General features: G+C 42.5%; 20 protein-coding genes, 1 tRNA gene and 2 pseudogenes. 14 read left to right on the top strand and 9 right to left on the bottom strand.

Annotation, left to right across the window (positions count from 1 at the left end):
- The first annotated feature begins 653 nt into the window (after nucleotides 1-653).
- Nucleotides 654-1,037: a tetratricopeptide repeat protein gene (locus CQA49_RS08420; protein ID WP_220271740.1), complete on the top strand. Its 384-nt coding sequence runs from the start codon at nucleotides 654-656 to the stop codon at nucleotides 1,035-1,037.
- A gap of 24 nt (nucleotides 1,038-1,061) precedes the next feature.
- Here CQA49_RS08420 and CQA49_RS08415 read toward each other — a convergent pair whose 3' ends face one another.
- The 4 genes from CQA49_RS08415 to CQA49_RS08400 all read right to left on the bottom strand — a co-directional run bounded on the left by CQA49_RS08415 (nucleotide 1,062) and on the right by CQA49_RS08400 (nucleotide 4,863).
- Complete coding sequence (locus CQA49_RS08415; protein ID WP_258864276.1) at nucleotides 1,062-2,078, bottom strand: aldo/keto reductase; 1,017 nt, start codon at nucleotides 2,076-2,078, stop codon at nucleotides 1,062-1,064.
- Nucleotides 2,079-2,261: 183 nt separating this feature from the next.
- The gene (locus tag CQA49_RS08410; RefSeq protein ID WP_115575515.1) at nucleotides 2,262-3,932 is read right to left on the bottom strand and encodes a HAMP domain-containing sensor histidine kinase; all 1,671 of its coding nucleotides are present in this window, start codon (nucleotides 3,930-3,932) and stop codon (nucleotides 2,262-2,264) included.
- On the bottom strand, nucleotides 3,929-4,600 hold the full coding sequence (locus CQA49_RS08405) for a response regulator transcription factor (protein ID WP_115575514.1): 672 nt from the start codon (nucleotides 4,598-4,600) through the stop codon (nucleotides 3,929-3,931). Before CQA49_RS08405 ends, CQA49_RS08410 begins: the two co-directional genes overlap by 4 nt.
- Before the next feature lie 47 nt (nucleotides 4,601-4,647).
- Nucleotides 4,648-4,863, bottom strand: coding sequence for a DNA-binding transcriptional regulator (locus tag CQA49_RS08400; protein WP_115575513.1), 216 nt, complete (start codon nucleotides 4,861-4,863; stop codon nucleotides 4,648-4,650).
- 163 nt (nucleotides 4,864-5,026) lie between these two features.
- Between CQA49_RS08400 and CQA49_RS08395 the strand changes: the two genes are divergently transcribed.
- The 3 genes from CQA49_RS08395 (at nucleotide 5,027) to moaC (ending at nucleotide 6,906) form a co-directional block, all read left to right on the top strand.
- On the top strand, nucleotides 5,027-5,233 hold the full coding sequence (locus CQA49_RS08395) for a hypothetical protein (protein ID WP_115575512.1): 207 nt from the start codon (nucleotides 5,027-5,029) through the stop codon (nucleotides 5,231-5,233).
- Between the two features lie 47 nt (nucleotides 5,234-5,280).
- On the top strand, nucleotides 5,281-6,330 hold the full coding sequence (locus CQA49_RS08390; protein ID WP_115575511.1) for a glycosyl transferase family 90: 1,050 nt from the start codon (nucleotides 5,281-5,283) through the stop codon (nucleotides 6,328-6,330).
- 96 nt (nucleotides 6,331-6,426) lie between these two features.
- On the top strand, nucleotides 6,427-6,906 hold the full coding sequence (moaC, locus tag CQA49_RS08385) for a cyclic pyranopterin monophosphate synthase MoaC (protein ID WP_115575510.1): 480 nt from the start codon (nucleotides 6,427-6,429) through the stop codon (nucleotides 6,904-6,906).
- A gap of 18 nt (nucleotides 6,907-6,924) precedes the next feature.
- Here moaC and CQA49_RS08380 read toward each other — a convergent pair whose 3' ends face one another.
- Nucleotides 6,925-7,266: a hydrogenase maturation nickel metallochaperone HypA gene (locus CQA49_RS08380; protein ID WP_115575509.1), complete on the bottom strand. Its 342-nt coding sequence runs from the start codon at nucleotides 7,264-7,266 to the stop codon at nucleotides 6,925-6,927.
- Between the two features lie 163 nt (nucleotides 7,267-7,429).
- On the opposite strand from CQA49_RS08380, the gene pta reads away from it, so the two are divergent.
- From pta to CQA49_RS08350, 6 genes are all read left to right on the top strand, one after another.
- Complete coding sequence (gene pta / locus CQA49_RS08375) at nucleotides 7,430-8,425, top strand: phosphate acetyltransferase (protein ID WP_115575508.1); 996 nt, start codon at nucleotides 7,430-7,432, stop codon at nucleotides 8,423-8,425.
- 145 nt (nucleotides 8,426-8,570) lie between these two features.
- Nucleotides 8,571-9,764: an acetate/propionate family kinase gene (locus tag CQA49_RS08370; protein WP_115575507.1), complete on the top strand. Its 1,194-nt coding sequence runs from the start codon at nucleotides 8,571-8,573 to the stop codon at nucleotides 9,762-9,764.
- Nucleotides 9,765-9,773: 9 nt separating this feature from the next.
- Nucleotides 9,774-10,871, top strand: a complete 1,098-nt coding sequence (locus CQA49_RS08365) for a site-specific DNA-methyltransferase (protein WP_115575506.1) — start codon at nucleotides 9,774-9,776, stop codon at nucleotides 10,869-10,871.
- Between the two features lie 50 nt (nucleotides 10,872-10,921).
- Nucleotides 10,922-10,997: transfer RNA gene (locus CQA49_RS08360), tRNA-Phe, on the top strand.
- Nucleotides 10,998-11,332: 335 nt separating this feature from the next.
- Nucleotides 11,333-12,124, top strand: a complete 792-nt coding sequence (locus CQA49_RS08355) for a hypothetical protein (protein ID WP_115575505.1) — start codon at nucleotides 11,333-11,335, stop codon at nucleotides 12,122-12,124.
- Nucleotides 12,125-12,265: 141 nt separating this feature from the next.
- The gene (locus CQA49_RS08350; RefSeq protein ID WP_115575504.1) at nucleotides 12,266-12,604 is read left to right on the top strand and encodes a cupin domain-containing protein; all 339 of its coding nucleotides are present in this window, start codon (nucleotides 12,266-12,268) and stop codon (nucleotides 12,602-12,604) included.
- On the opposite strand, the gene CQA49_RS10700 is transcribed toward CQA49_RS08350, so the two are convergent.
- From CQA49_RS10700 to CQA49_RS08330, 4 genes and pseudogenes are all read right to left on the bottom strand, one after another.
- On the bottom strand, nucleotides 12,601-14,520 hold the full coding sequence (locus tag CQA49_RS10700; protein WP_408938917.1) for a glycosyltransferase: 1,920 nt from the start codon (nucleotides 14,518-14,520) through the stop codon (nucleotides 12,601-12,603). The genes CQA49_RS08350 and CQA49_RS10700 overlap by 4 nt on opposite strands.
- Before the next feature lie 140 nt (nucleotides 14,521-14,660).
- Nucleotides 14,661-15,464 carry a glycosyltransferase family 2 protein gene (locus CQA49_RS08340; RefSeq protein ID WP_115575502.1) on the bottom strand — a complete coding sequence of 268 codons (804 nt, stop codon included), beginning with the start codon at nucleotides 15,462-15,464 and terminating at the stop codon, nucleotides 14,661-14,663.
- 1,069 nt (nucleotides 15,465-16,533) lie between these two features.
- Nucleotides 16,534-16,857, bottom strand: a pseudogene (locus tag CQA49_RS10695) (glycosyltransferase family 2 protein); the annotation flags it as partial.
- A gap of 69 nt (nucleotides 16,858-16,926) precedes the next feature.
- Nucleotides 16,927-17,277: pseudogene (locus tag CQA49_RS08330) on the bottom strand (glycosyltransferase family 2 protein); the annotation flags it as partial.
- A 153-nt stretch (nucleotides 17,278-17,430) separates the two neighbouring features.
- On the opposite strand from CQA49_RS08330, the gene CQA49_RS08325 reads away from it, so the two are divergent.
- The 4 genes from CQA49_RS08325 (at nucleotide 17,431) to cybH (ending at nucleotide 23,097) form a co-directional block, all read left to right on the top strand.
- Nucleotides 17,431-18,939: a c-type cytochrome gene (locus tag CQA49_RS08325; RefSeq protein ID WP_115575501.1), complete on the top strand. Its 1,509-nt coding sequence runs from the start codon at nucleotides 17,431-17,433 to the stop codon at nucleotides 18,937-18,939.
- 349 nt (nucleotides 18,940-19,288) lie between these two features.
- Nucleotides 19,289-20,470, top strand: coding sequence for a hydrogenase small subunit (locus CQA49_RS08320; protein WP_115575500.1), 1,182 nt, complete (start codon nucleotides 19,289-19,291; stop codon nucleotides 20,468-20,470).
- A 188-nt stretch (nucleotides 20,471-20,658) separates the two neighbouring features.
- Nucleotides 20,659-22,380 carry a nickel-dependent hydrogenase large subunit gene (locus tag CQA49_RS08315; RefSeq protein ID WP_115575499.1) on the top strand — a complete coding sequence of 574 codons (1,722 nt, stop codon included), beginning with the start codon at nucleotides 20,659-20,661 and terminating at the stop codon, nucleotides 22,378-22,380.
- A gap of 12 nt (nucleotides 22,381-22,392) precedes the next feature.
- Entirely contained in the window at nucleotides 22,393-23,097 is a 705-nt protein-coding gene (gene cybH / locus CQA49_RS08310) for a Ni/Fe-hydrogenase, b-type cytochrome subunit (protein ID WP_115575498.1), read from the top strand.
- The last annotated feature ends 163 nt before the right edge of the window (nucleotides 23,098-23,260 follow it).

Raw genomic sequence — 23,260 nt, 5'->3', positions numbered from 1 at the left:
GGGATAAGGGGAGCGACTTCGCAATTCAAGCCCCCTTGTCCCCCTGCAAAAAAGAAACTCTTAAGAATCTAAGCGGGATTGAGTTAAATTAGAGGATTCTGAAAAATAGAATCTTTTAAAGGAATTAAAAATATAAAACAAGATTCCAAAAAGAAAATTTTAGAAATTAGAAAATTGCAGAATCTAGAATCTCGCAAAGTTTTTTGCAAGATTCTAAAATGGATTGCTTCGCTTATGTTCGCAATGACTTAATTTTCTAGAATCCTTTTGTCTTACTTTATCAGAATCCCTTTGCTTTCACTTCTCAAACTTCTTTAGATTCTCTAAAGTTTGTTTTTTCACGCAAAAGGTCGTTCCCCCCTCCTCACTCCCCCCGCGCCAGAAAAGCTCCGCGCTTTTCTTCTTTCGGGGGGAGAGCCTCGCTACTTCCCTTGCTAGAAAAAAAGCGGGCGTTGTCACTACTGACAACGCTAAATCACCGCTTTTTTTCACCACGCAAGGGACGAGAATAAGGGTTACGCTGGCGCGTAACTAAAATTCCTTTGATTGCAAAATCTTAGCTTTGAGAATCTAGGGAGTTGATTAAATTTAAGACTTCACAAGTTTCTTTTCTGATAAAATCCACAAATTTTATGTCAAAAAGGAGCTTTGCAATGAAACGCATTCTATTTACTGCCCTTGTGGCTTTGTCCTTGTTTGGTTGCAACAAAGAGCAAGAAAATACACAAACAAACGAGCCACATTTATTAGAGGAAAAATGCAATGAAGGCGATGCTGAATCTTGCTTTAATCTTGGGAATTCATATTACGATGGGGAAAATATAAAACAAGACTACGCAAAAGCAGTTGGATATTACCAAAAAGCTTGTGATGGTGGAAACGCTACAGGTTGCCTTACTCTTGGTGCTTTGTTTTATATTGGAATTAATGTAAAACAAGATTATAAACAAGCGAAAGAGTATTATGGTAAGGCGTGTGATTTGGGATACCAAAATGGCTGTGAAGCATACAAAGAACTTAACAAACAAGGATTCTAGCTAGCGCCAAAGGCGCCAGCGAATCTACGCCTTTATGATTGTGCGCTCGTTGAGCCATTTTATGGTGTTTGGATTCTGATGATCCAGTCCGCGTTTGTTGGTGTCAAGCCCTGCTATCGCCTCCATATCCTGCGCACTTAGGGAAAAATCAAAGATATTGAGATTTTCTTTTTGATGCGTAGGATTCCCACTTTTTACCACGCTGATGATGCCTCGCTGATAAATCCAGCGCAAAATTACTTGCGCGGTGTTTTTGCCATATTTTTTGCCGATGCGTTCAAGCACAGCATTTTGTAAGATATTGTCTTTGCCTTGTGCGAGCGGACCCCATGCCTCCATTTGGATGCCTAGCTCTTGCAATGTGCTTTGCGTGGCGTGGTTTTGGAAAAGCGGGTTGCATTCGACTTGATTTATCGCAGGCTTTATTTCTTGATTTTGCACGAAATCCATAATGCGCGCGGAGTCAAAATTACTCACGCCAATGGCGCGCACCGCCTTTTGTTTGTAAAGCTTACTCATCGCGCGATACGCACCATAGGTGTCATTGACGGGCTGATGGATGAGATACAAATCCGCATATTCGATATTTAGGCGCTTGAGGCTTTCATCATAGGCTTTTGCAGCCAAAGATTCTGTGGCAAAGTCTTTGAAAAGCTTTATTGTGATGAAAAGCTCCTCGCGCTTGATGCCTGTGGCTTTGAGCGCGTATCCCACGCCTTCTTCGTTGCCATAGCTTTGCGCGGTGTCAAAGAGGCGGTAGCCAAGCTCGAGCGCGGATTCTACGGCGATTTGCGTTTGCTTTTGATTCCCAAGTCTTAATACGCCAAAACCTAAGGCTGGCATTTTGACGCCATTATTTAGTGTGATTAGCGGGGTGGATTCTGACGCGGAATCTAGCGCGTTTTTAGAATCTTTTGCCTCCGCGCCAAAAACAGCACTTCCTAAACTTAGCGCGCCAAATGTCGCCACGCCCATTTTAGCCGAAGTTGCGAGAAAATCCCTGCGCGTTAGTGGCGCGCTTTTGTGAGTGTTTGTTTTCATAAAATTGTCCTTTATAAATAAAGTGGATTCTCTCTTTGCCCGCCACAAAGGCTATGTGCCACAAGCAAGCAAAAAGAGTGATGAAAGTATAAATGATGAGAGCCGCTCTCAGTCAAGGGGGAAATGCTAATTTTTGCTAGTTTTATTATTTTGACTAGTTTTTGCACTTTTTGACGCCAAAACTTATGCCGCTTGAAAAGTCACTACAAATTCGCTTCCTTTGCCAAGCGTGCTAGAAAGCTCAATGCTTGCATTATGGAATCTTGCAATGGATTTGACGATGGAAAGCCCAAGCCCATTGCCGCCGAGCTGTTTGCTCCGACTTGTATCCACGCAGTAAAAGCGCTCAAAAATGCGCTCGAAACTTTCCTTTGGGATCCCGCATCCAGTGTCTTTCACGCGCACGCGCACAAGGGCATCTTTTTGCTCCACGCGCACGCTTACGACGCCTTTTTTGCGATTGTATTTGATGGCGTTTTCGCAGAGATTATAAATCATATCTTCCAAAAGCGCGCTATTCCCCATCACAAAGCATTCTTTGAGCTTCGCGCGCAAATTTATGTTTTTCTTTTCCGCCACAATTTCAAGGCGCTTGAGGACATTTTCAGCGATTGTAGCAAGGTTAATGCGCGTTTTTTGCAATTCAGCTTGCCTTTCATCAAGGAAAGAAAGTTTGAGAATCTCATTTATCATCGCCAAAAGTTTTGTGGCTTCTTTTTGGATTTTTTCCACAAATTGTGGGAAATCAGCCTGCGCGATGAGATTATTTTGCATCATTTCACTGCTTGCTAAAATCACGCTTAAGGGCGTTTTGAGCTCATGCGTAACATTTGCGCTAAACTCCCTGCGCAAGGCTTGAGCTTGGGCTTGCAAACTCATATCGCGCACAAAAGCAATGAGCCCTTTAAATTTATTTTTCGCATAAATTGGCACGATGAGAATCTCACATTCTTTGTTTTGCAATGAAAGCGTATGCGTGCGCTGGGTGGGCTTTTTGCTTTTTTTAAAATCCGCCATATCGCGCAAAATTTGTTGCATTGCTGGGGTTTCTTGCATTTTATTAATATCACTAGCAATATCGCCCAAATACCCTTGTAGTGCGCTATTTGTAAGTAAAACCTTGCCATTTTTGTTTAAAAGCATAAGCCCTTCGTTCATATTTTGCGTGAGGGTGAGCATTTGTATTTGTTTTTGCTTTAAGCCTTTGAGCTGGTTTTTTAAAAGCTTGTGTTGGGATTTAATCATCTCAATAAATGGGCGCAATTCCTTGTATGGCGCTTTTTGCTTAGTGTTTGCTACATTGAAATTTTTCAGAGGCTTAATAATTGCGCGCGTGAGAATCCTTGCGATAAAAAAGCACAGCACAAGCGCGCCTAAAATCTCAATCCCAAAATAAGGCGCAAACTCCGCAATAAGCGCATAAATATTGCTTTTTGCTAAAGCTAGACGCAAGATATAATCCGCATCTTTTAAGCTCACGCGCTTTGCAAAATAGAGCATATCGCTTTTGCTGCTTTGAGAATAGCGCACACTACGCCCTTCGCCAGATTCTAAAGCTTGTGCGATTTCCTCCCTAGATTTGTGATTTTCAAGCGCTACAAAATTTGGCGCAAACTCCGTGTCATACACCACCGCACCATCTTGGTTAATCACGCTTAGGCGGTAGGGCGGGATTGTGAGTTTATTTTTAAGCACAGATTCTAAAAATGGCTCGATATTGTGCGCTTGATTTTCAAGCTCTTGAAAAGTTTGTTTTTTAAGAGAGGATTCTAAAACAAAAAGCATAAAGGCATTTGCAAACCCCAAAAACAGCGCGCTTGTAAGGAAAATCGCTAAAAAAATCTTTGTATTCATTGTGTGCTTGTTTTGGATTCTAGTTTGTAGCCAACGCCGTGGATTGTTTTGATTTTTTGTCCCCAGATTCCTAATTTTTGGCGCAGGGTTTTTATATGTATGTCAAGCGTGCGTGATTGCGCGCTGTAGCCCCAGATGATTTCTAGCAATTCATCGCGCTCAAAGGCTCTATTTGGATTTTTAAGAAAGAATCCTAGCAGTTCAAATTCTTTGAGCGTGAGCTTGATTTTTTCGCCATTAATGCTGACTTCATGTTCCTTGCTAGAATATTCCAAACCATCATTGACAAAATCGCTCTGCTTCCCATCTATGCGCCGCAATATCGCTCGCACACGCGCTAAAAGCTCCATCACGCCAAAAGGCTTTGTAAGATAGTCATCAGCGCCTAAATCAAGCCCTTTCACCTTTTCATACTCGCTTGCAAGCGCGGTTAGCATAATGACAGAAATTTGCTTTGTCTGCGCGTTTGATTTAAGCCACTTTAGCACTTCAAAGCCATTTTCATTTGGCAACATTACATCTAAAATCACAATTTGAGGCAAGCTTTCTTTGAGCGCATTTTTAAAGTCCTTAACCTCGGAAAATCCTTTCGCCTCCAAGCCTTGAGAGTTAAGCGCATACAGCACAAGCTCCAAAATCGAAGTGTCATCTTCTAGCATATAAATCATAGAAATTCCCTATATTTTTTACTTTTTGTGCGCGTATTTTAGCATTTTCACGAGCAAATACCTGCTTCTTTGAGGCGCATTTTCAAATCGCGATAGCCCAAAAGCTCAATGTAATTCTCCAAATAGCTTTTCACCCAATAGGGAAACTCCTTGCTACAGCCCCAGTTATTCACGCTCTGTGGGCTTATTCCAACCATTTGTGCGAAGTCTTTTTGGGATAATTTAGCACGCGCAAGCAAAACTTTAAATTCTCTTTTTTCCATACGCAACTTTTTAGCAAAAGTTATTCCATTATTAAACTTAAATTATACTCTTAAGAGTATATAAAAGTTATAAATAATACTATTTAGAGTATAAATTAAGTTAAGTTTAATAAAAATATAATTATAATCGCAGGCTTTAAATCACACTGATATTGGAGAATGCATGAGCGACGATGGACTTCAGAATCTGGAAAATTTCACAAACCTTAAAATAAATGCACAGGCATTATTACAGCTAGAAACACAGGATTTTGCAAAAATCAAAGAAATTGTTTTAAGTCTCAAAGAAAGGCACTTGCACATTTTAGCCCAGACGCAATCCGCATTAAAAGAAAATACATTGCAAGGCAATGAGTTTTTGCATATTTAAAAGGTAAAATACCGCGCAAAAATTTGCAAGAAAATTTAAGGATTGCTATGAGCTCGAAATTCCTTTACAATCTCAAAGGCATTGGCAGAATGCTAGCGCCAAATTTTTTGCTCAATTTAGAGCGTGAAATTGCAAAAATTTGGGAGTTTGATTCTGCGAGTTTGGAATCTATACAAGAGCGCGTGCGCTATTATTGCAAGCTAAGCGCGCCTTTTAATTTGCAAGACTTCGCACTTAGCCCCCCCCCCTCATTAGATTCATCTTTTAAAGAAAATCCACCTTTTAAAATAGAATCTCCCAAAATTTCCTTGCTCAAAGACGCTTATAAAGGGCGTTATTTCAGCGCGTATTATTACGATGGCTATGAGTTTAGTCGCTATTTTGCGCGCGGGCTTTTGATAGGTTGTGCATTTGGCGATGTGAATTATTATCTGCAACAGCCAGCCATTACAAAATCGCGCCCCATAGCAGACTTTGGCGATATTTCTCAAAACTCGGTGCTTTTTAAGCTTGATAAAGATAGGCATTTTGCGTTTGTGAAAGATTCTGTTCCTTTTGAATCTAAGCGTGATATTCTCTTTTTTCGCGGGGCAGCCTATCAGCAACATAGAATCAAATTTTTAGAGAAATTTTTTCACGCGCCATTTTGCGATGTCGCTCACACGGGCAAAAAAGAGGCTTTGCCACAATTTTATAAGCCAAAGGTAAGTAAGGAGGCGCATTTGCCTTATAAATTTTTGCTAAGTTTGGAAGGCAATGATGTTGCGAGCAATTTAAAGTGGATTCTAAACTCAAACTCGCTGTGCCTAAGCCCAAAAATGAAGCTTGAGACTTGGTTTATGGAGGGCAAGCTTGAAGCGGGCGTGCATTATGCGTGTATTAGCGATGAGTATGAAGATGTGGAAGAGACTATGGAATACTACAAAGCCAACCCTGCGCGTGCAAAGGAGATTATCCAAAATGCCCATGAGTTTTGCGCGCAGTTTTTTAATCCCAAAATCGAGCGCGCACTAGCACTTTTGGTGCTAAGAAAATATTTTTACCTAAGCGGACAGATTGAAATTAGCGCGCAAGAGAAGGCATTTTTTGGTTGCTAGGGAGTTTGCGTGTTTTAGATTCTTAATTTAAGAAATGCTACAATACGCAAAAAAGCAAATTTAAATAACCCTAAAAAAGTGGGGGAGGGAGGAAGCATGCCACTTACGCATATTAATGAGCGCAACAATCCAAATATGGTAGATGTCAGCCAAAAGTCCATAACCATGCGCGAGGCGCTCGCAAGCGGGAAAATCACTCTAAGCAAAGAAGCTTATGAAGCCGTGATACAAAACACCGCCAAAAAAGGTCCTGTAATCCAAACCGCAGTAATCGCGGCAATTATGGCGGCTAAAAACACCGCGCAGGCGATCCCCATGTGCCATCCGCTGTTTTTAAGTAAAATCGAAGTCACTATCCACCCGCTTGAATCTGAATGCGCGCTTAGGGTTGAGGCATTGGTAAAATGCGAGGGGAAAACCGGCGTTGAAATGGAAGCGCTTCATAGCGTGAGCGTGGGGCTTTTAACCATTTATGATATGCTAAAAGCAATTGATAAAAAAATGCTTATTAGTGATATCCATTTGGAGCAAAAACGCGGTGGCAAAAGCGGGGATTTTAGTTTCAATGATTTTTGAGAGATTTAAACGCGCTTTTTAGCACATCTCAAGGCGCATAAGATAAAGCTCTTCGCCAGCGGTTGTGCGGAGATTTTGCGAGCTACATTGCGGACAGATGAAATGATTTTGCAAAAGCGCACCTTCAAAGCCACATTGATTGCATTGTATTTGCACTTCTTCAATCTCAACGATGAGTTCTGCTTGACTAAAAAGCGCCTCACTTTTAAAGCCTTCAAATGCCCTGTGCAAATAATGCGCTTCAACGCCACTTAGACGCCCCACCTTTAGCTCGATTTTAAGAATCTTTGTCGCGTTGTTTTCCTGAGCGTTTTTTTCACACACCAAAAGCAAATCTTGAATTATGGCAAGTTCGTGCATTGCAAAATCCTTTTAAAATTTGTCACTCAAAGTTGTGAGATTCTAGCGAGTTTTTGGCACATTGTGTAAAAACTGCCAAACTTAAGCTTTAAGACAAATAAACCTAATTAGCGTTAATTTAGCTAGCTTAGTATGTAGAAAGGTTTTGATTAAGGAGGGAGAAATGGAGATTTTAGAGGCGTTCAAGGCACGCGCTAAGAGGGCGAAAAAAACAATCGTTTTGCCTGAAAGTAGCGATGAGCGCACGCTTAAAGCCGCGCATTTAGTCCTGCAAGAAGATTTTGCAAAGATTATTCTTATTGGGAAAAAAGAGGCGCTGTTAAAGCGTGCGGAGAGTTTGGGCTTAGATTTATCGCGTGCGGAGTTTGTGGATAGTGAAGATTCTAGTTTGCTAGAGGAATTTATCGCGCTTTTTGTGGAATTGCGCAAGCATAAGGGAATGGATTCTCAAAAAGCGGCGGAATTGCTCAAAAATCCGCTGTATTTTGGCGTGGCGCTTGTGAAAAGCAAAAGGGCTGATGGTATGGTGGCAGGCGCTATTAATGCGACTTCTGATGTGCTGCGCGCGAGTTTGCAGATTATTGGTAAGGCGCAGGATTCTAGGATTGTTTCAAGTTTTTTTATTATGATTGTGCCTGATTGCGAATATGGCTATAATGGGAGCTTTGTTTTTGCGGATTGCGGACTTTGTCAGAATCCTAGCAGTGAGGAGCTTGCCTATATCGCGCTAGATTCTGCGAAAAGCTTTCAAGCGCTTTTGGGACAAACGCCTTATGTGGGAATGTTAAGCCACTCAACTTATAGCAGTGCCTCGCATGCAGATGTCGATAAAGTGGTGGAGGCTACGCAACTTGCAAAAAAGCTAAACCCTGAGCTTGCGCTTGATGGGGAATTGCAACTTGATGCCGCTATCGTGCCAAGTGTTGGAGAATCTAAGGCAAAAGGTTCAAATGTCGCGGGGAGGGCAAATGTGCTTGTGTTCCCGGATTTAGATTCTGGAAATATCGGCTATAAGCTCGTGCAACGCCTAGCAAAAGCGCAGGCATATGGTCCCATCACGCAGGGTTTGAGCGCGCCGGTGAATGACTTATCGCGAGGTTGTAGTGCAGAAGATATTGTCGGTGTGGTGGCAATCACAGCATTGCAAGCGGTGAAGTAAAATCATCAATTTTGCAAGCAACTAAGCATTTGTGAGTGCTAAAAAAGGGTTTGAGTATGTGCGCGAAAGTGAAGTGTAACGAAGCTTTCGCGGAGGCGAAGCGGAATTTATTTCCGCGCAGACGATACATTTAAAGGAATAGAGCATGAAGATTCTAGTTATAAATTGTGGCAGTTCGTCATTGAAGTTTCAGCTCATTGATACAGACACCGAGAAACTCCTTGCGTCTGGGATTTGTGATAGGATAGGGATTGAGCGCAGTGAGTTGCATTACAAAGGCAAAGATGGCGTGAAAAAGACGCTAGAGGCGCGTATTCTTAACCATTCAGAAGCGATTTCTCTTGTGCTAAAAAGTCTTACAGATTCTGGCACGATTAGCGCGCTTAGTGAGATTGCAGCGGTGGGGCATAGGATCGTGCATGGGGGCGAATATTTTAAAGAATCTGTGCTCATTGATGATGAGGTGATAAAAAATATTGATGATTGTTCAGCGCTCGCACCTTTGCATAATCCTGCGCATTTGATGGGGATTAGAGCTTGTCGCGAGATTATGCCAAAAACGCCTATGGTGGCGGTGTTTGACACAGCATTTCATCAGAGTATCCCGCCAAAAGCCTTTATGTATGGTGTGCCTTATGAATGGTATGAAAAGCACAAGGTGCGCAGATATGGCTTCCATGGGACGAGTCATAAGTATGTCTCACAGCGCACAGCGGAGTTTTTGGGGCTTGATTTGCAAAATTCTAAGATTATTGTGTGTCATCTTGGGAATGGCTCATCGATTTCTGCGATTAAAAATGGCAAGTGTATTGACACGAGCATGGGGCTTACACCGCTTGAGGGGCTTATTATGGGGACGAGGAGCGGGGATTTGGATCCGGCGATTTTGGACTACATTGCCGATAGGGAAGGGCTTAATACAAAGGCGATTGTGAATATTTTGAATAAAAAATCCGGCGTTTTGGGAATCTCTGGGATTTCAAGCGATTTTAGGGATTTGCTTGATGCGGATTTGAAGGGAAATGAGCGTGCGAAGCTTGCGCGCGCGGCTTTTGCGTATCGTGTGGTGAAATATATTGGCTCATTTTGCGCGGTGCTTATTGGCGTTGATGCGATTAGCTTTTGCGCTGGTGTGGGCGAAAACGCGCAGTTTATACGCGGTATGATTGTGGAGCATTTGGACTTTTTGGGTGTGAAGCTTGATAATGAAGCAAATAAAGTGTGTGGCAAGGAGGCGATTATCTCAACGCCGGATTCTAAAGTGAAGGTGTGCGTCGTGCCTACGAATGAAGAGCTTGTCATCGCGCGTGATACAAAGGCGATTGTAGAGAGGATTTAGTATTTGCAAATGCCTTTAAACACGCCCGCTAATACCACGCCTACCAACACCATTTTGCAAGGCGATTGCATCGAGATTCTCAAAAGCCTAGACAATGAAAGCATAGATTTAATCTTTGCTGACCCGCCATATTTTATGCAAACAAGCGGCGAGCTTTTGCGCGTGGAGGGGAGCGCGTTTAGCGGCTGCGATGATACTTGGGATAAATTTGAAAGCCTAAAAGATTATGATAAATTTAGCGAAGCTTGGCTTAAAGAATGCCACCGAGTGCTGAAAAAAAGCGGCTCAATATGGGTGATTGGGAGTTTTCATAATATTTATCGCTTAGGTTATATTATGCAAAATTTAGGATTCTGGGTGCTCAATGATATTGTGTGGGCAAAAAGCAATCCCGTGCCAAATTTTCGAGGGAATCGCTTCTGCAACGCCCATGAGAGCCTGCTTTGGTGCGCTAAAGATAAAAACGCAAAATATACTTTCAATTATAAAAGCATGAAAGCCTACAATAATGATAAACAAATGCGCTCAATTTGGGAAATAGGAATTTGCATAGGTAATGAGAGGCTGAAAGATAAGGACGGAAAAAAGGCGCATTCCACGCAAAAGCCTGAAGCCCTGCTTGAACGCGTAATACTTTCTAGCTCAAAAGAGGGCGATTTGGTGCTTGACCCATTTTTTGGCAGCGGAACAACGGGAGCTGTGGCTAAAAGATTCGGACGCAATTTTTTAGGAATCGAGCGCGAAAAAAGCTATATTGAGCTAGCAAAAAAGCGTATAGATTCTGTCAAATTTACGCCAGATGCTATAAGTAGTGGCGAGCTAGAATCTAAGCCCCCGAAAGTTAGCTTGCAAGAGTTGATTAATGCTAAATTTTTAGAGCTTGGCGAGTTGTTTTATGATAAAAAAGCAGAGCCTATTTGCAAACTTTTAGAATCTAACAAAGTGCAGGATATTAAGGATAATGAGATTCTAAGTATCCATAAAATGGCAGCAAAAACATTGGGCAAAACTAATCATAATGGCTGGGGATATTTTTATGTTATGCGTGGTGGGGAATTGAGGGCGCTTGATAGCTTAAGGCAAGAAAAGCGCGCGCAAATTTCTTAAATTTAAGCGTAGTTTTAAGCATTAGATTCTATAATTCCCGCTTATTTTTTGGCTTGATAGCTCAGTCGGTAGAGCAGAAGACTGAAAATCTTCGTGTCGGTGGTTCGATTCCGCCTCAAGCCACCACTTGCAATTTTCTTCAAAACTACTTATTAAAAACCACAAAAATTACCAATCGTTACAATTTTATTATTTTATGAGGCTAGTATGCATGCAGAGCTTTAGGAAGGCTTTATTTATTTTGAAGAAAAAAATAATGAGAAAATACATTATTATTTTTGTGATTTAATGGCGTTTGTAACTAATCTTGAAGCAAACATACAAGGAAGAAGCTTTTTTTGGAGCTCTTCTTGTAAGTCTAGGAATTAGCGCAGGGGCGTGGGGTATTTGTGAGATTGTAAGCGATAATTGCAGTTTTGAGACAAATTTACCCAGCATTGGATTCTAAATGTTGGACATAGATGAAGCAACAATTTAAAATCTTAGCACTATTTTTAGGAGTAATTCTCTCAAAAAGCCTTGGCGGAGCGTATTGCGAGGACTCTTATTATTGCACAGAGTATAAACTTGGCGTAGGTGCTCAGTGGGGAGTGCATAATTCTAAAGCGATTGATGATTTAAATGTGCTAGGCTCTATTTTTGTCGATGCAAATATTTGGAATAAGTGGCTTTATTTTGCCTTAAAAAGCCACTTTGGCTTGGGTAAGGCATGGATTACAAATATTGAGAAGCAAGATAGCAAAAAAGATGCGATTTATGATGATATAAGCGTGAGATTTGCGCTTGGCTTGCCTCTTAATGTAGTCTTTAGCCATGCGCCTTCAATTGCAATGAGTGAGCCGATTTTGTTATATCTCACACTTAGTGTAGGGATCAATGACTATGGATATAGCGCAAATATGCCTAGCCAAAAGCGCAATGCCATAGGGCTTGGGTTAGCTGGGAGCGGCATAATAAATGATTATTGGAAACTTGAATACGCGCTTGAGTATGGATATATCTATAATGGCACATATAAGTTTAGCCATCAAACTTTAGGCACAAAAGAATCTGTCAGAATAGGGAGCAATAGTCATGATTTGCGTCTCTCCTTAGGATTGGTGCAAAATACAGAATCTGGCTTTTATATGCGCTTAAGCGGGATTTATCGCTCGCTTGATGTAGCTAGCGACAATTCATTTTTTTATCCGCAAAGCACGCAAGCTATCGGTATGTTTGAACTCGGTGCGTCATTTGGAAATTTAGGACTATAAATTAAGCGCAACAAAACATTTTTTTAACACTTAAAGCTTAACCCAGTTGCCAAAAATTACCAATCGTTATAATTTTATTGTTTTTTTAAAGTTAGTATGCGCGCGTTTTGCGTATTTATTAAAATATTCAAGGGGTTCATTATGGAAATTGTGCGATGGAGTGAAGGCGAGTTTCAAAAAGATGGCGTGAAAGTGCAGGTGCTAGCGCAAAATTCTAGCGCAAAAGAAATACAGATTTTGCTTGCAAAAAATAGCGTGATGAAGGAGCATAAAGCGCCTTTTGACATTAGCGTGCAGGTGCTTTGTGGGAAGATTTGGTTTGGGGTGGGCGGGGAGCGCGCGGAGATGGGCGCGCTTGATATGGTGTGCCTCAAGGCGAGCGTGCCACATTCTTTGGGCGGAATAGAAGATTCTATAGTGCGTTTATCATTAGCACAAGGGGATTCTCTAGCGCGTGTAAGCGCGGTGCTGAAAAATTAAGGGGATTTATTTAGGGTGGTTTTTAGCGCATTTTTGTAGTGTGCGATAATTTTTTGCTTGTTATAGCGTGCAGTGGCTAGTTTGCGAGAGTTTGCCCCTAAAATCGCCCTTTGCTCCTTACTTAAAGCAATCATAAGACGCATAGCAAGATAGAGGCTTTGCGCGCTTTTTGTGTCGCATAAAAAGCCATTATAGCCTTGCGTTACCACTTCTTTGCAGCCCGGCGCGTTGCTTGTGATGATTGGCTTACCCATACTCATCGCTTCTAGCAGGCTCATCGGCACGCCCTCGCGATAGCTAGGCAACACGATGCACGAGCTTTGCGCGATTATTTCTCGCACATCAGAGCTAAAGCCTAGATATTTTATAACGCCTTCGCTTTCCCACTGCGCGATTTGCTCTCTTGTTATCGCGCTTGGATTCTGTGCGTTGAGTGCGCCAAGGAGATAGAATCTTATTTCAATGCCCCCCCCCTTATTAGCAGCAGTATTTTCTAGCTCATTTTTTAGCATGCGCGCAGCTTCCACAAACTCACCCACACCCTTATCCCAAAGCATTCTTGCAGCGAGCAAAAAGATAAAAGGCTCTTTAGAATCCCTGCTAAAATCTGCATTAGATTCTGTTTTAAACTCTTTAGATTCCACCTTAAAATTTGGATGGAAAAATTCCGTATCCACGCCCTCGCTATCAAGCAAAAATGCGCGATTTGGCGCAATGATTTTACGCGCCAAAAATTCTGCCTTGTCATCAGGGTTTAGAAACCACACTTGAGCTGTTTTCTTAAGCGCTATTTTATACATTCCACACACAAGCGTGCGCAAGAGACGCTTTTTGAGCCCATTCCCAATAAACACATATCCAAGTCCCGTGATTACCGCGATATTTGGGATTTTTAGCATATTGCTTGCAAAAGAACCATAAATCACAGGCTTAATTGTGTAATTAAAAACCATTTGCGGGCGCAAACCTCTAAGTAAGCGATAAATTTCAAACATCGACTTAGTATCGCGCAGGGGATTGAGCCCTTTAGAATCTATGGCGATATTGTGCAAATTAAAGTCATACTCTAAAAGGCGCTTGCCTGCGTTATTTAGCTGTGGTGAGGTTGTGTTTGTTGTATCTTGTGTATCTTTTGGGTTTTTAGAATTTTCAAATAATGGCGCGAGAATATGGATTTCATAGCCCATATTTTGCAACGCTATAAGCACTTCAAGGCGGAAATTCAGCATACCTTGCGTAGTATTTGAGATAAAGGCAAGTTTTGGCTTTTGGGATTTATTAGAATCTGTAGATTCTATTCCATTAATCATATCATCTCGCTGGGATAAATCCCGCTTCGCCTCCGCTTTGCGCGCATATTCCACATTTTGTGATTGATGAGATTGTGAGATTTTTTGACATTGTGTAGAATCTGTAGATTCTCTTTGTGCGTTTTGCGCTACTAGCGACAATAGAGCGTTTTTGTAGTGTGTAATGATATGCGAGATTTCAAAACGAGCGATGACATATTCGCGCGCATTTTGCCCTAAATGCAAGGCTTTGAGCGGTTTTTGTGCGAGATAGGCGCAGGCTTGATAGAGTGTGTGAGAATCTTTTGGCGGGATAAGGATTGCATTTGCGCTAAGGGTGAAATTTTTTAGATTTTCAAAAGGTGGTTTGGCGCATTCTTTGCAACCACTGACATTTGTCGTGATGATTGGCTTTCCCATGCTCATGGCTTCTAGCAAAATGCGCGGGACACCTTCTTTGTAAAAGCTAGGTAGCACGATGCACGAGCTTTGCGCAATTATCCCTCGTACATCAGAGCTAAAGCCTAGATATTTTACTATACCTTCGCTTTCCCACTGCGCGATTTGCGCTTTTGTTATCGCGCTTGGATTTTCACAATCACATTGTCCCAGCAACCAAAAACACACCTTATGCACAGCGCACCTCTTGCGTTTGTGGGTATGCGTGATTTAAAAAATTTGTTTTATGATTGATTGGAAAAAGAAATATTTGAAAAAGCCAAAGTTTTTGAGAAAGCCTAAAAAGAGAAATTATCCAAAGGATTACTTCATATTGCCCCCCCCCCCTCTTTAGGAATTATTAGATTCTTAAGTTTATCTAAGCATTTATGCAATGGCTTCAAAACCACAAACAATGGAAATTTGCTTAAACCATTTTCCTGCCAACTCTTAAAGCATTCCATATTTGCGCGCAAGATATTAGCCATGCTCACATTTGATGCACCACCTAAGCGCATTTTTACAAAACATTCATCGATATAGAGACTTTTTGCACGATATTTTTGCAAAAATCGTAGCATTAGTTCATAATCACTTGCGATTTTATATTGGAGCTTAAATCCCCCATAGCGCACAAACAATTCTTTTTTGGCATAAAAGCTAGGGTGTGGCGGGTGGAATCCTAGCTTAAAGGAAAGCTGGCTAAAAGGCTTTCCGCGCAAGATTCTGCGCGTTTGCAAGGAATTATTTATATAATCTATGTTGGCATAAATTATTTCTACGTCATTTGTTGGCTTTGCAAAGCCCCACGCAATGAGGCTTGCAATATATTTACTAGCGAAAAAATCATCAGAATTTAAAAACCCTATTATCTCGCCAGTAGTGCGAGCTAAGCCTTTGTTCATCGCATCATAAATGCCATTATCGCGCTCGCTAAAAATCTTAAATTCAAAACCCTTGTTTGCATAAAGCTTTTCATAACTTTGCGCGATAGCAAGCGTATCATCGCTACTTTTGCCATCTATGATAATATGCTCTATATTTGGGTAATTTTGCTCTAGCACAGAATCTAGCGTTGCGCGCAGAGTTTTTGCGGAGTTAAAAGTCGCTGTGATAATAGAGATTTTACGCACAGCGCACCTCTAGTGTTGAGGTGCAAAATCTCTGCGCGGATTTTAGAGTTTCACCCTGCCAAATGTGAGGATAAATCCAAGCAAGCGCACATAGGTTAGGACGCGATTCCAATACATGAGCGAAAGCATGCAAGATGCGACATAAGGCGATTTGCCAAAGAATCTCGCGAGTTTGAGAAAGATTTTTGCGCGCGTCTTGCAGGCGTTGGTAAGTCCATTTTGCATAGTGTGAGAATCTGCGTGCGTATCGATTGAGTCGTGCGGATTGAGACAAAGTAGCGTGCGTGCATTGAGAGATAAGAGCGCAATATATTCGGCGTAATGTTCGCCTAAACATTGCATTGCCCCCCCCCCTTAATAGCATTTCAGTGCCTTGTGGGGCTGCAAGAGTTTGAGCGGAAGCTTGAGCCGGGGTTTGAAGCGTGTCAAAATCTAGCGCGTCCAAAACGCTTGCAATTTCATTTTTTCCGCAGTTTCTAAGCTCTAGCACAATAAGCGCGCAAAGATTGTAGCTCATACGCGTTGCGATGGATTCTAAAAAATTTGGCGTTGCGCTAAGCGCTTTTGCCAGCGCGCCTTTGCTTAAATCCCCCAAATACTGCGCGATGAAGCACATATCAGCGATTTTTTTGTGCGTATTGCGCGTATTTTGCGTGGTAGAAGTGGAGTTGAGCGCGTAGAAATAAAGTCGCCTATTTATGCTCACATAGCTTTTTGCAAGGCTTGCGATGACAAAAAACTTCAACATATCCTCCGCCATTGTCAGCGGACGCGTGATACTCTCAAGATATAGCGCACTTTGCTTGAGCAGGCTTGCTTTGTAGCATTTATCCCAAAGGGTGAATTTCGGAAACTGCTTGCTTTTAAGGAAAAAATTATACGCGATTTGCTCATTTTGAAGCGGTGCGCGCGAAAATCGCGTGGGCAAAAGATAACGAAGCTTATGCTTGCAGTTTTCCACAAAGCTCGCGTTTTTATCCCCCAAGTAATGCGCCTTAAAATGGATAATATCAGCCCTTGCGTTTTGGCAAGATTTTGTATTTTGCGCTAATTCCTTTTGCGCAGGAATAGTTGCTTTTTCCCACGCCACCTCGCATGCGTTAAGCTCTAAATAATCATCAGCATCTAAAAACAGCAAATATTCTCCCAAAGCATGCTTGATACCCTCTAACCTAGCGTTAAATGTGCCTAGATTTTGCGCATTATGGATTATGCGGATTCTGGAATCTTTTTGGGCAAAACTTTGTGCGATTTTTAGAGAATCATCACTCCCGCAATCATCAACGATGAGAATCTCAATATCACTAAAAGTTTGATTAATGCAAGATTCCAAGCACCTTGCAATGTATCGCTCGACATTGTAGGCAGGGATAACAATAGAGATTTTACTCATATTGCCCCCCCCCCTAAGTGCATTTTCAAGGTTAGGATTAGGGATAAAATTTACATTATTAAGCGCTTTTTTAGCGTGCGTAATCACGCGATAGAGGACTTTACAAGTGTTTAACTCGATATAATCATCAGAATCTAGTGGCAGGATATATTCTCCCTTTGCTTCCTTTTCGCCACTTAGTCGCGCGCCAAATAGCCCTAAATTGCGAGGATTATGAATAATGCGGATTCTAGAATCTTTCTGGGCAAAACTTTGCGCGATTTTTATAGAATCATCACTCCCGCAATCATCAACGATGAGAATCTCAATATCACTAAAGGTTTGGTTAATACAAGATTCTAAGCACCTTGCGATGTATCGCTCGACATTGTAGGTGGGAATGATGATAGAGATAAACGGGCTATGCTGGTGAAATTTCACAACTATCCTTAGTCATTTTTACAGAATCTAAAAAGCGTGCGGGATTGTAGCACAAAACCTTTTAAGGCGCAAATAATTGTCGCTAGCTATGTGCAGTCGCAGTGTCTTTGACATTTTAGGAATTATATTTGCTTAGATAAGCCAAACAAAGCAATGAAAAGGTTTGATATGCGCCTATTTTTGGGAATCTGCTTGCTGATTTTTATGTCGTATAGTGTTTATGCACAGAGTGCGGATACCCCGCAGCAAAGGCTTATGCGCGGTGGCGAACTGTATAAACGCTGTGAAAGCTGTCATGGAAGTGCAGGGGATAAAATACCGCCGGGCAAGGAAGGTGGGGCGATTGCAAAGCTTGAGATGGCTTATGTTTATGAGCAGTTGAAAGCCTATCGTGATGAAAATGCCGATAATGGCGGGGCGAAAGGCATTATGAGCGCGAATATTAAGCGCTGGGAATTTAAAGACGAAGAGCTTGAGGATTTGGCGATTTATGTGGGTGGTATCAAGTATAGTGGCGCAATCACGCAGCAGCTACTTACGGAAATCAAGGAGTTTGAGGAGAGAAATTCTGTCGATGGTTTTTATTGGCAGGTGGCAGCGTATAAGGGCGAGCCGCCAAAAAAGCTACTTGAAACGCTCGCAAAATACCCTCACATCGTGCATAAGCCAGAAAATGACAAAACCAAACGCTATATGATAGGTCCTTATCCAAACCCGCAAAAAGCGCCCAGCAGGGAATCTGTGAATAAAGATTTTGGCGTAGATGATACTTTTGGCGTGATGGTATTTGCGCTCAATCCGAGCAAGGTTGAGAATGAATACAATCCGATGCGCCTGTATGAGGGCTTTTATTGGCAGGTGGCGGCGTATAATGGCGCGCCGAGTGATAAATTTTTGCAAACGCTAAAGACTTATCCGCACGCTATTAGGCAGGCGCAGGCTTTTGCGCTCAAGCGCTATTGGGTGGGTCCGTTTGCTGATAAGTCGCTAGCACCGAGTAAAAATGCGATGAATAGGGCGTTTGGTGTAGATGATACTTTTGGCGTGCGAGTGGTTAATTTGGATTCTATCGAGGTTGTCACGGGTGCGAAATTTGCGCAAAATGAGGCACTCAAGGCGCAAAGTGGCGCTAAGCAAAATGATATTAACGAGGCTAAAGGCGCGCATGATGGAAGCGCGGATGCAAGTGGCGGGAATGAGCAGGGCGCGCAAACGCCACAAAGTGATAGGGCAGAAGTGCTTGCAGCACTTAGCGCGGAGGATTCTACACTTGCGCCAAAATCGCAAAATATAGAGATTGAAACGCCTAAAAAGAAAAAGGCAAAATCAAAGACAAAGCCCGCACCAAAGGCAAAGACTGAAGCAAGCACTGAAGGGAAAAATGAGGGTATCGATATTAAAGAAATCCAGCAAAGCTTGAGCAAATTTTATTGGCAAGTGGCGGCGTATAGGGGCGCGCCACCGAGGAAATTCCTTGAGCGCTTGCTTGAGTATCCGCATTTTATCCATGAGGTTGGGGGCTTGAAGCGCTATTGGATTGGACCTTACAAAAACAAAAAAGAAGCACCGAGTAAGCAGGAGCTCAACAAGGCGTTTGAAGTGAATGATACATTTGAGCGCAAGGTAGAAAGCGATGAAAATGGGGTGATTTTGAGATTCTGATTTTTGCAAAGCAAATTTTAGGGATTTTGTGGTACAAAATCTTTGTTTGCGCGGGTGGTGTGGATTTGTTTGCTATGGATTCTTAAGATTTTAAAAATAGATTGCTTTGCTAGCGATATAAAGCAATCTATAAAACTCTGATTAATACTCAAACAAAGCTAGCTAGATTCTCAAAATTCCACAAATAGTGGCAATGTCACCTAGTCATAAAATCTAAAAAATTCCTTAAGTTGTTTAATTTAGTAAAAAATTTCTTGTATTTTTGCTTTCTATGTGCTTTTTGTGTATTTTTAGTTATACAATTGAGTGGTCTTTATAGCAACAGCATACAAACTAAAAGGAGGGCAAGATGAGTGATTACACACAAGAAAAGCTACTAGAGCGCATAAATAAGCATCTTGACGAGCTAGAAAAGCTCCCAAAGATTAGAGAAAATACCTCGATTATGCAGACTTTGCAAGAGCATGGATTCTCACGCAGGGACTTTATGAAATGGGCTGGGGGCATGGCTGCGATGCTGTCTTTGCCTTCTATCTTTATCCCAAGTATCGCGCGTGCGGCTGAGATGGCGGATAGAATGCCTGTCATTTGGCTACATATGGCTGAATGCACCGGCTGCAGCGAAAGCCTCTTGCGCACGGATACGCCTACGATTGATAGCCTCATTTTTGATCATATCAACTTAGAATACCACGAAACCATCATGGCGGCTTCTGGCTGGCAGGCTGATGAGAATCTCGAAAGCGCGATAGAAAAGCACAAGGGCAAATATGTGCTGTTGGTGGAGGGTGGCATACCTGATGGCGATAGCGCGTATTTCTTAACCATCGGCGCGCATGCAAAGACTGGGCGCGAAATCGCAATCCATGCGAGTGAAAACGCCTACGCGATTTTTGCTATCGGCACATGCTCGAGCTTTGGCGGGATACAAGCGGCTAATCCAAATCCCACAAACGCCAAACCACTGCATAAAATCACAAATAAGCCTGTGATAAATGTGCCCGGCTGTCCGCCGAGTGAAAAAAATATCGTGGGAAATGTGCTCAATGTCTTGCTTTTTAAAACATTGCCAAAACTCGATGTCTATAATCGCCCAAAATGGGCTTATGGATTGAGAATCCACGATTTATGCGAGCGTAGGGGGCATTTTGATGCGGGCGAGTTCGTGCAAGAGTTTGGCGATGAAGGCGCGAAAAACGGCTACTGCCTCTACAAAGTAGGTTGCAAAGGTCCATATACTTTTAATAATTGCAGTAGAGAGCGCTTTAACTCGCACACAAGCTGGCCAATCCAAGCAGGGCATGGCTGTATAGGTTGCAGTGAGCCAAATTTTTGGGATACGATGAAAACTTTTGAAGAGCCTTTGGGCGACAGGCTGTTTCAAAGCACCTTTGGCGGTTTGGGCGCAGATGCGATAACGGATAAAATCGGCATAGGCGTGCTCGCACTCACCGGTATAGGCATCGCCGCGCATGCTGTGCTTTCAAGCGCAGTGGCAAAAGAGGATACGCAAGAGCGCGCGGATTCTTAAGGATTTGCAGGATAGCAGAATTGAAGGATAAGTGAAGGTTTTTTTAGATTCTTGAAATTGCAAAAAAGCGTTAAAGAATCTTTTAATCTTAGCAATTAAAAAACGCTAAGTATGAACGCGCAACGCAGTGGAGCGGAGGCGGAGCGGAATTCACTTCCGCGCAGACGATACTAATTAAAGGAATAACCATGAGCGAACAAAGAATCATAGTCGATCCAATCACGCGGATTGAGGGGCATTTGAGGGTTGAAGTTGTTGTCGATGAAAATAATGTCGTGAAGCAAGCTTATAGCGGCTCGACTTTGTGGCGGGGGATTGAGACGATTGTAAAAGGGCGCGATCCTAGGGATGCGGGATTTTTGACGCAGAGAATCTGCGGGGTTTGCACTTTTTCACATTATCGCGCAGGTATTGAAGCGGTGGAAAATGCGCTTGGCATCACGCCTCCGCTTAATGCCATTTTGACGCGCACGCTAATGAATGCCGCGCTTTTCCTTCACGATCATCCCGTGCATTTTTACCAACTTCACGCGCTTGATTTTGTGGATATTTTAAGCGCGCTTAAGGCTGATGTGAGAAAGGCGAGCGAAGAGGCGTTTAAGTGGAGCTCTACGCCTTATGCGTGCGGGGCGGATCATTTGAAAGCTGTGAAAGAAAAAGTCACAGCTTTTGCACAAAAAGGCTCGCTTGGCGTGTTTGCAAACGCGTATTGGGGGCATCCTACTTATCGTTTGAGTCCGGAGCAAAACCTTATCGCGCTTAGCCATTATTTGGAATGTTTGCGCTTGCAACGCTCTATCGCGCAGGCGATGGCAGTTTTTGGTGCGAAAAATCCTCACCCTCAAAGCCTCACCGTTGGTGGCGTTACTTGTATTATGGATTTGCAAAATCCTGCAAGGCTGGGCGAATATATGGTGAAATTCCAAGAAATGGCGGACTTTGTCAATCGCGCATATTATGCGGATTTGCTCATGGCTGGAAGTGTGTATGCAAAAGAGCCTAGCGTGCTTAATGATGTAGGCGTGCCAAATCTCATCACACACAGGGATTTCCAAGTGGGCGCAAATGAGTTCCTTTTCGAAGGTGGCTATATCCTCAATGGCGATATTAGCAAGGTGCATGAGATTGATGAAGAGCTTATTACTGAAGAAGCGACAAGCTCGTGGTATGCGGATTCTGAACCTTTGCATCCATATGATGGCAAGACAAATCCAAACTACACAGGCTTAAAAGAAATGCAAACGCTCAACGCGCAAGGAAAGATGGAATCTAGCAAGGTTTTTGACATCTCTGGCAAATACAGCTGGATCAAATCCCCGCGCTACAATAGCCTACCTATGCAGGTTGGACCGCTTGCAAATATCGTGGTGAATTACGCGAAAGGAAATAAAAATGTCGTGCCGGTGGTTGATGAATTTTTGAAAACAAGCGGTTTGCCTTTAAGCGCGGTTTTCTCTACGCTTGGTAGGACAGCTACGCGTATGATAGAAGCAAAAATCATCGCAAACAACGCGCTAAAAGCCTTCAATGCATTGGTTGAAAATCTCAAAATCGATGATTCTACCTGCGCGCGCTATGTGATTGATAAAAATAAAAGCTACAAAGGCAGATTTATCGGAAATGTGCCTAGAGGGCTTTTGAGCCATTGGTGCAGGATTGAAAATGGTGTGATTGAAAATTGGCAGGCGGTGGTGCCTTCAACCTGGAATGCAAGTCCAAAAGATTCTAAAAATCAAATGGGAAGCTATGAAGCTTGTCTTATCGGGCTAAAAATTGCTGATTTAAAGCAGCCGCTAGAAATTATCCGTAAAATCCACTCTTATGATCCTTGTATCGCGTGTGCGGTGCATGTGATGGATACAAAGGGCAATGAGCTAAGTAGCTACAAAGTCAATCCAAACCTCATATAAAGGAGGCGCAAAATGAGTAAAACTAAAAGTTTAGAATCTAAGAAAAACCTAGAGCGCGAGGCGTTTTATGAGTTTTCTATTGGCGTGCGATTAACGCATTGGATTAGAGCTATTGCGATTGCGGTGCTGATAGTGAGTGGATTTTACATAGCGTATGTGTTTGTAAGCCCAACTATCACGCCAGAGCCGACGAATTTTATGAATGCCAAATGGCGTGCAGCGCACCAAATTGCTGGATTTGTGTTGCTTGGGTGCTTTATCTTTAAAGTGTATCTTTTCTTTTTTGATAAGCAAAGTCGTCTAGAACGCGTAAGTGTGCGTGATGCGCTAGATTTTAAGGTGTTAATCGCGCAGCTTAAGTATTATCTACTTTTAAGCCCCAAACACCCGCATTTAAAAGGCGTGTATAATCCACTGCAATTTGGCTCGTATGTGGTTTTTTATATCGCGCTTTTTTTGATTATCCTAACCGGGCTTGTGCTGTATGTGCATGTCTATCACGAGGGGCTTGGCGGGCTTTTGTATGCGCCTATGCGTGTGGTTGAGGCGTGGTTTGGGGGACTAGCAAATGTGCGGATAATCCATCATATTGCTATGTGGGGGATTGTGGTGTTTGTGTGCGTGCATGTGTATATGGCGATTTATAACGCTGTGCGTGGGAAAGATGGGGCAGTTGATGCGATTGTGAGTGGGTATAAATATAATAAAAAGCATTAGATTCTATGAGAATCTAAACAATCCACACCCCGCGCAAACCGAGATTTTGCACCGCAAAATCTCTAAAAATTTGCAAAGCAAATTTTTCAATTAAAGGAATTTCAGTTACACGCAAGCGTAACCCTTAAAAAGCGTTGTCGGGGGTGGGGGATTGATAAGGGGG

The sequence above is a fragment of the Helicobacter sp. MIT 00-7814 genome (assembly GCF_003364115.1).
In the GTDB taxonomy this organism is placed as follows: Bacteria; Campylobacterota; Campylobacteria; order Campylobacterales; family Helicobacteraceae; genus Helicobacter_F.
This window is presented reverse-complemented; position numbering and strand designations above follow the sequence as displayed.

What these genes read in the sequence shown, in the direction of transcription:
- CQA49_RS08365 (WP_115575506.1), top strand. Translation starts at nt 9,774, where the DNA reads ATGCCTTTAAACACGCCCGCTAATACCACGCCTACCAACACCATTTTG.
- CQA49_RS08390 (WP_115575511.1), top strand. Translation starts at nt 5,281, where the DNA reads ATGAGCTCGAAATTCCTTTACAATCTCAAAGGCATTGGCAGAATGCTA.
- CQA49_RS08405 (WP_115575514.1), bottom strand. Translation starts at nt 4,600, where the DNA reads ATGATTTATATGCTAGAAGATGACACTTCGATTTTGGAGCTTGTGCTG.
- CQA49_RS08350 (WP_115575504.1), top strand. Translation starts at nt 12,266, where the DNA reads ATGGAAATTGTGCGATGGAGTGAAGGCGAGTTTCAAAAAGATGGCGTG.
- CQA49_RS08320 (WP_115575500.1), top strand. Translation starts at nt 19,289, where the DNA reads ATGAGTGATTACACACAAGAAAAGCTACTAGAGCGCATAAATAAGCAT.
- CQA49_RS08420 (WP_220271740.1), top strand. Translation starts at nt 654, where the DNA reads ATGAAACGCATTCTATTTACTGCCCTTGTGGCTTTGTCCTTGTTTGGT.
- CQA49_RS08380 (WP_115575509.1), bottom strand. Translation starts at nt 7,266, where the DNA reads ATGCACGAACTTGCCATAATTCAAGATTTGCTTTTGGTGTGTGAAAAA.
- cybH (WP_115575498.1), top strand. Translation starts at nt 22,393, where the DNA reads ATGAGTAAAACTAAAAGTTTAGAATCTAAGAAAAACCTAGAGCGCGAG.
- pta (WP_115575508.1), top strand. Translation starts at nt 7,430, where the DNA reads ATGGAGATTTTAGAGGCGTTCAAGGCACGCGCTAAGAGGGCGAAAAAA.
- moaC (WP_115575510.1), top strand. Translation starts at nt 6,427, where the DNA reads ATGCCACTTACGCATATTAATGAGCGCAACAATCCAAATATGGTAGAT.
- CQA49_RS08370 (WP_115575507.1), top strand. Translation starts at nt 8,571, where the DNA reads ATGAAGATTCTAGTTATAAATTGTGGCAGTTCGTCATTGAAGTTTCAG.
- CQA49_RS08400 (WP_115575513.1), bottom strand. Translation starts at nt 4,863, where the DNA reads ATGGAAAAAAGAGAATTTAAAGTTTTGCTTGCGCGTGCTAAATTATCC.
- CQA49_RS08415 (WP_258864276.1), bottom strand. Translation starts at nt 2,078, where the DNA reads ATGAAAACAAACACTCACAAAAGCGCGCCACTAACGCGCAGGGATTTT.
- CQA49_RS08410 (WP_115575515.1), bottom strand. Translation starts at nt 3,932, where the DNA reads ATGAATACAAAGATTTTTTTAGCGATTTTCCTTACAAGCGCGCTGTTT.
- CQA49_RS08395 (WP_115575512.1), top strand. Translation starts at nt 5,027, where the DNA reads ATGAGCGACGATGGACTTCAGAATCTGGAAAATTTCACAAACCTTAAA.
- CQA49_RS08315 (WP_115575499.1), top strand. Translation starts at nt 20,659, where the DNA reads ATGAGCGAACAAAGAATCATAGTCGATCCAATCACGCGGATTGAGGGG.
- CQA49_RS08325 (WP_115575501.1), top strand. Translation starts at nt 17,431, where the DNA reads ATGAAAAGGTTTGATATGCGCCTATTTTTGGGAATCTGCTTGCTGATT.
- CQA49_RS08355 (WP_115575505.1), top strand. Translation starts at nt 11,333, where the DNA reads ATGAAGCAACAATTTAAAATCTTAGCACTATTTTTAGGAGTAATTCTC.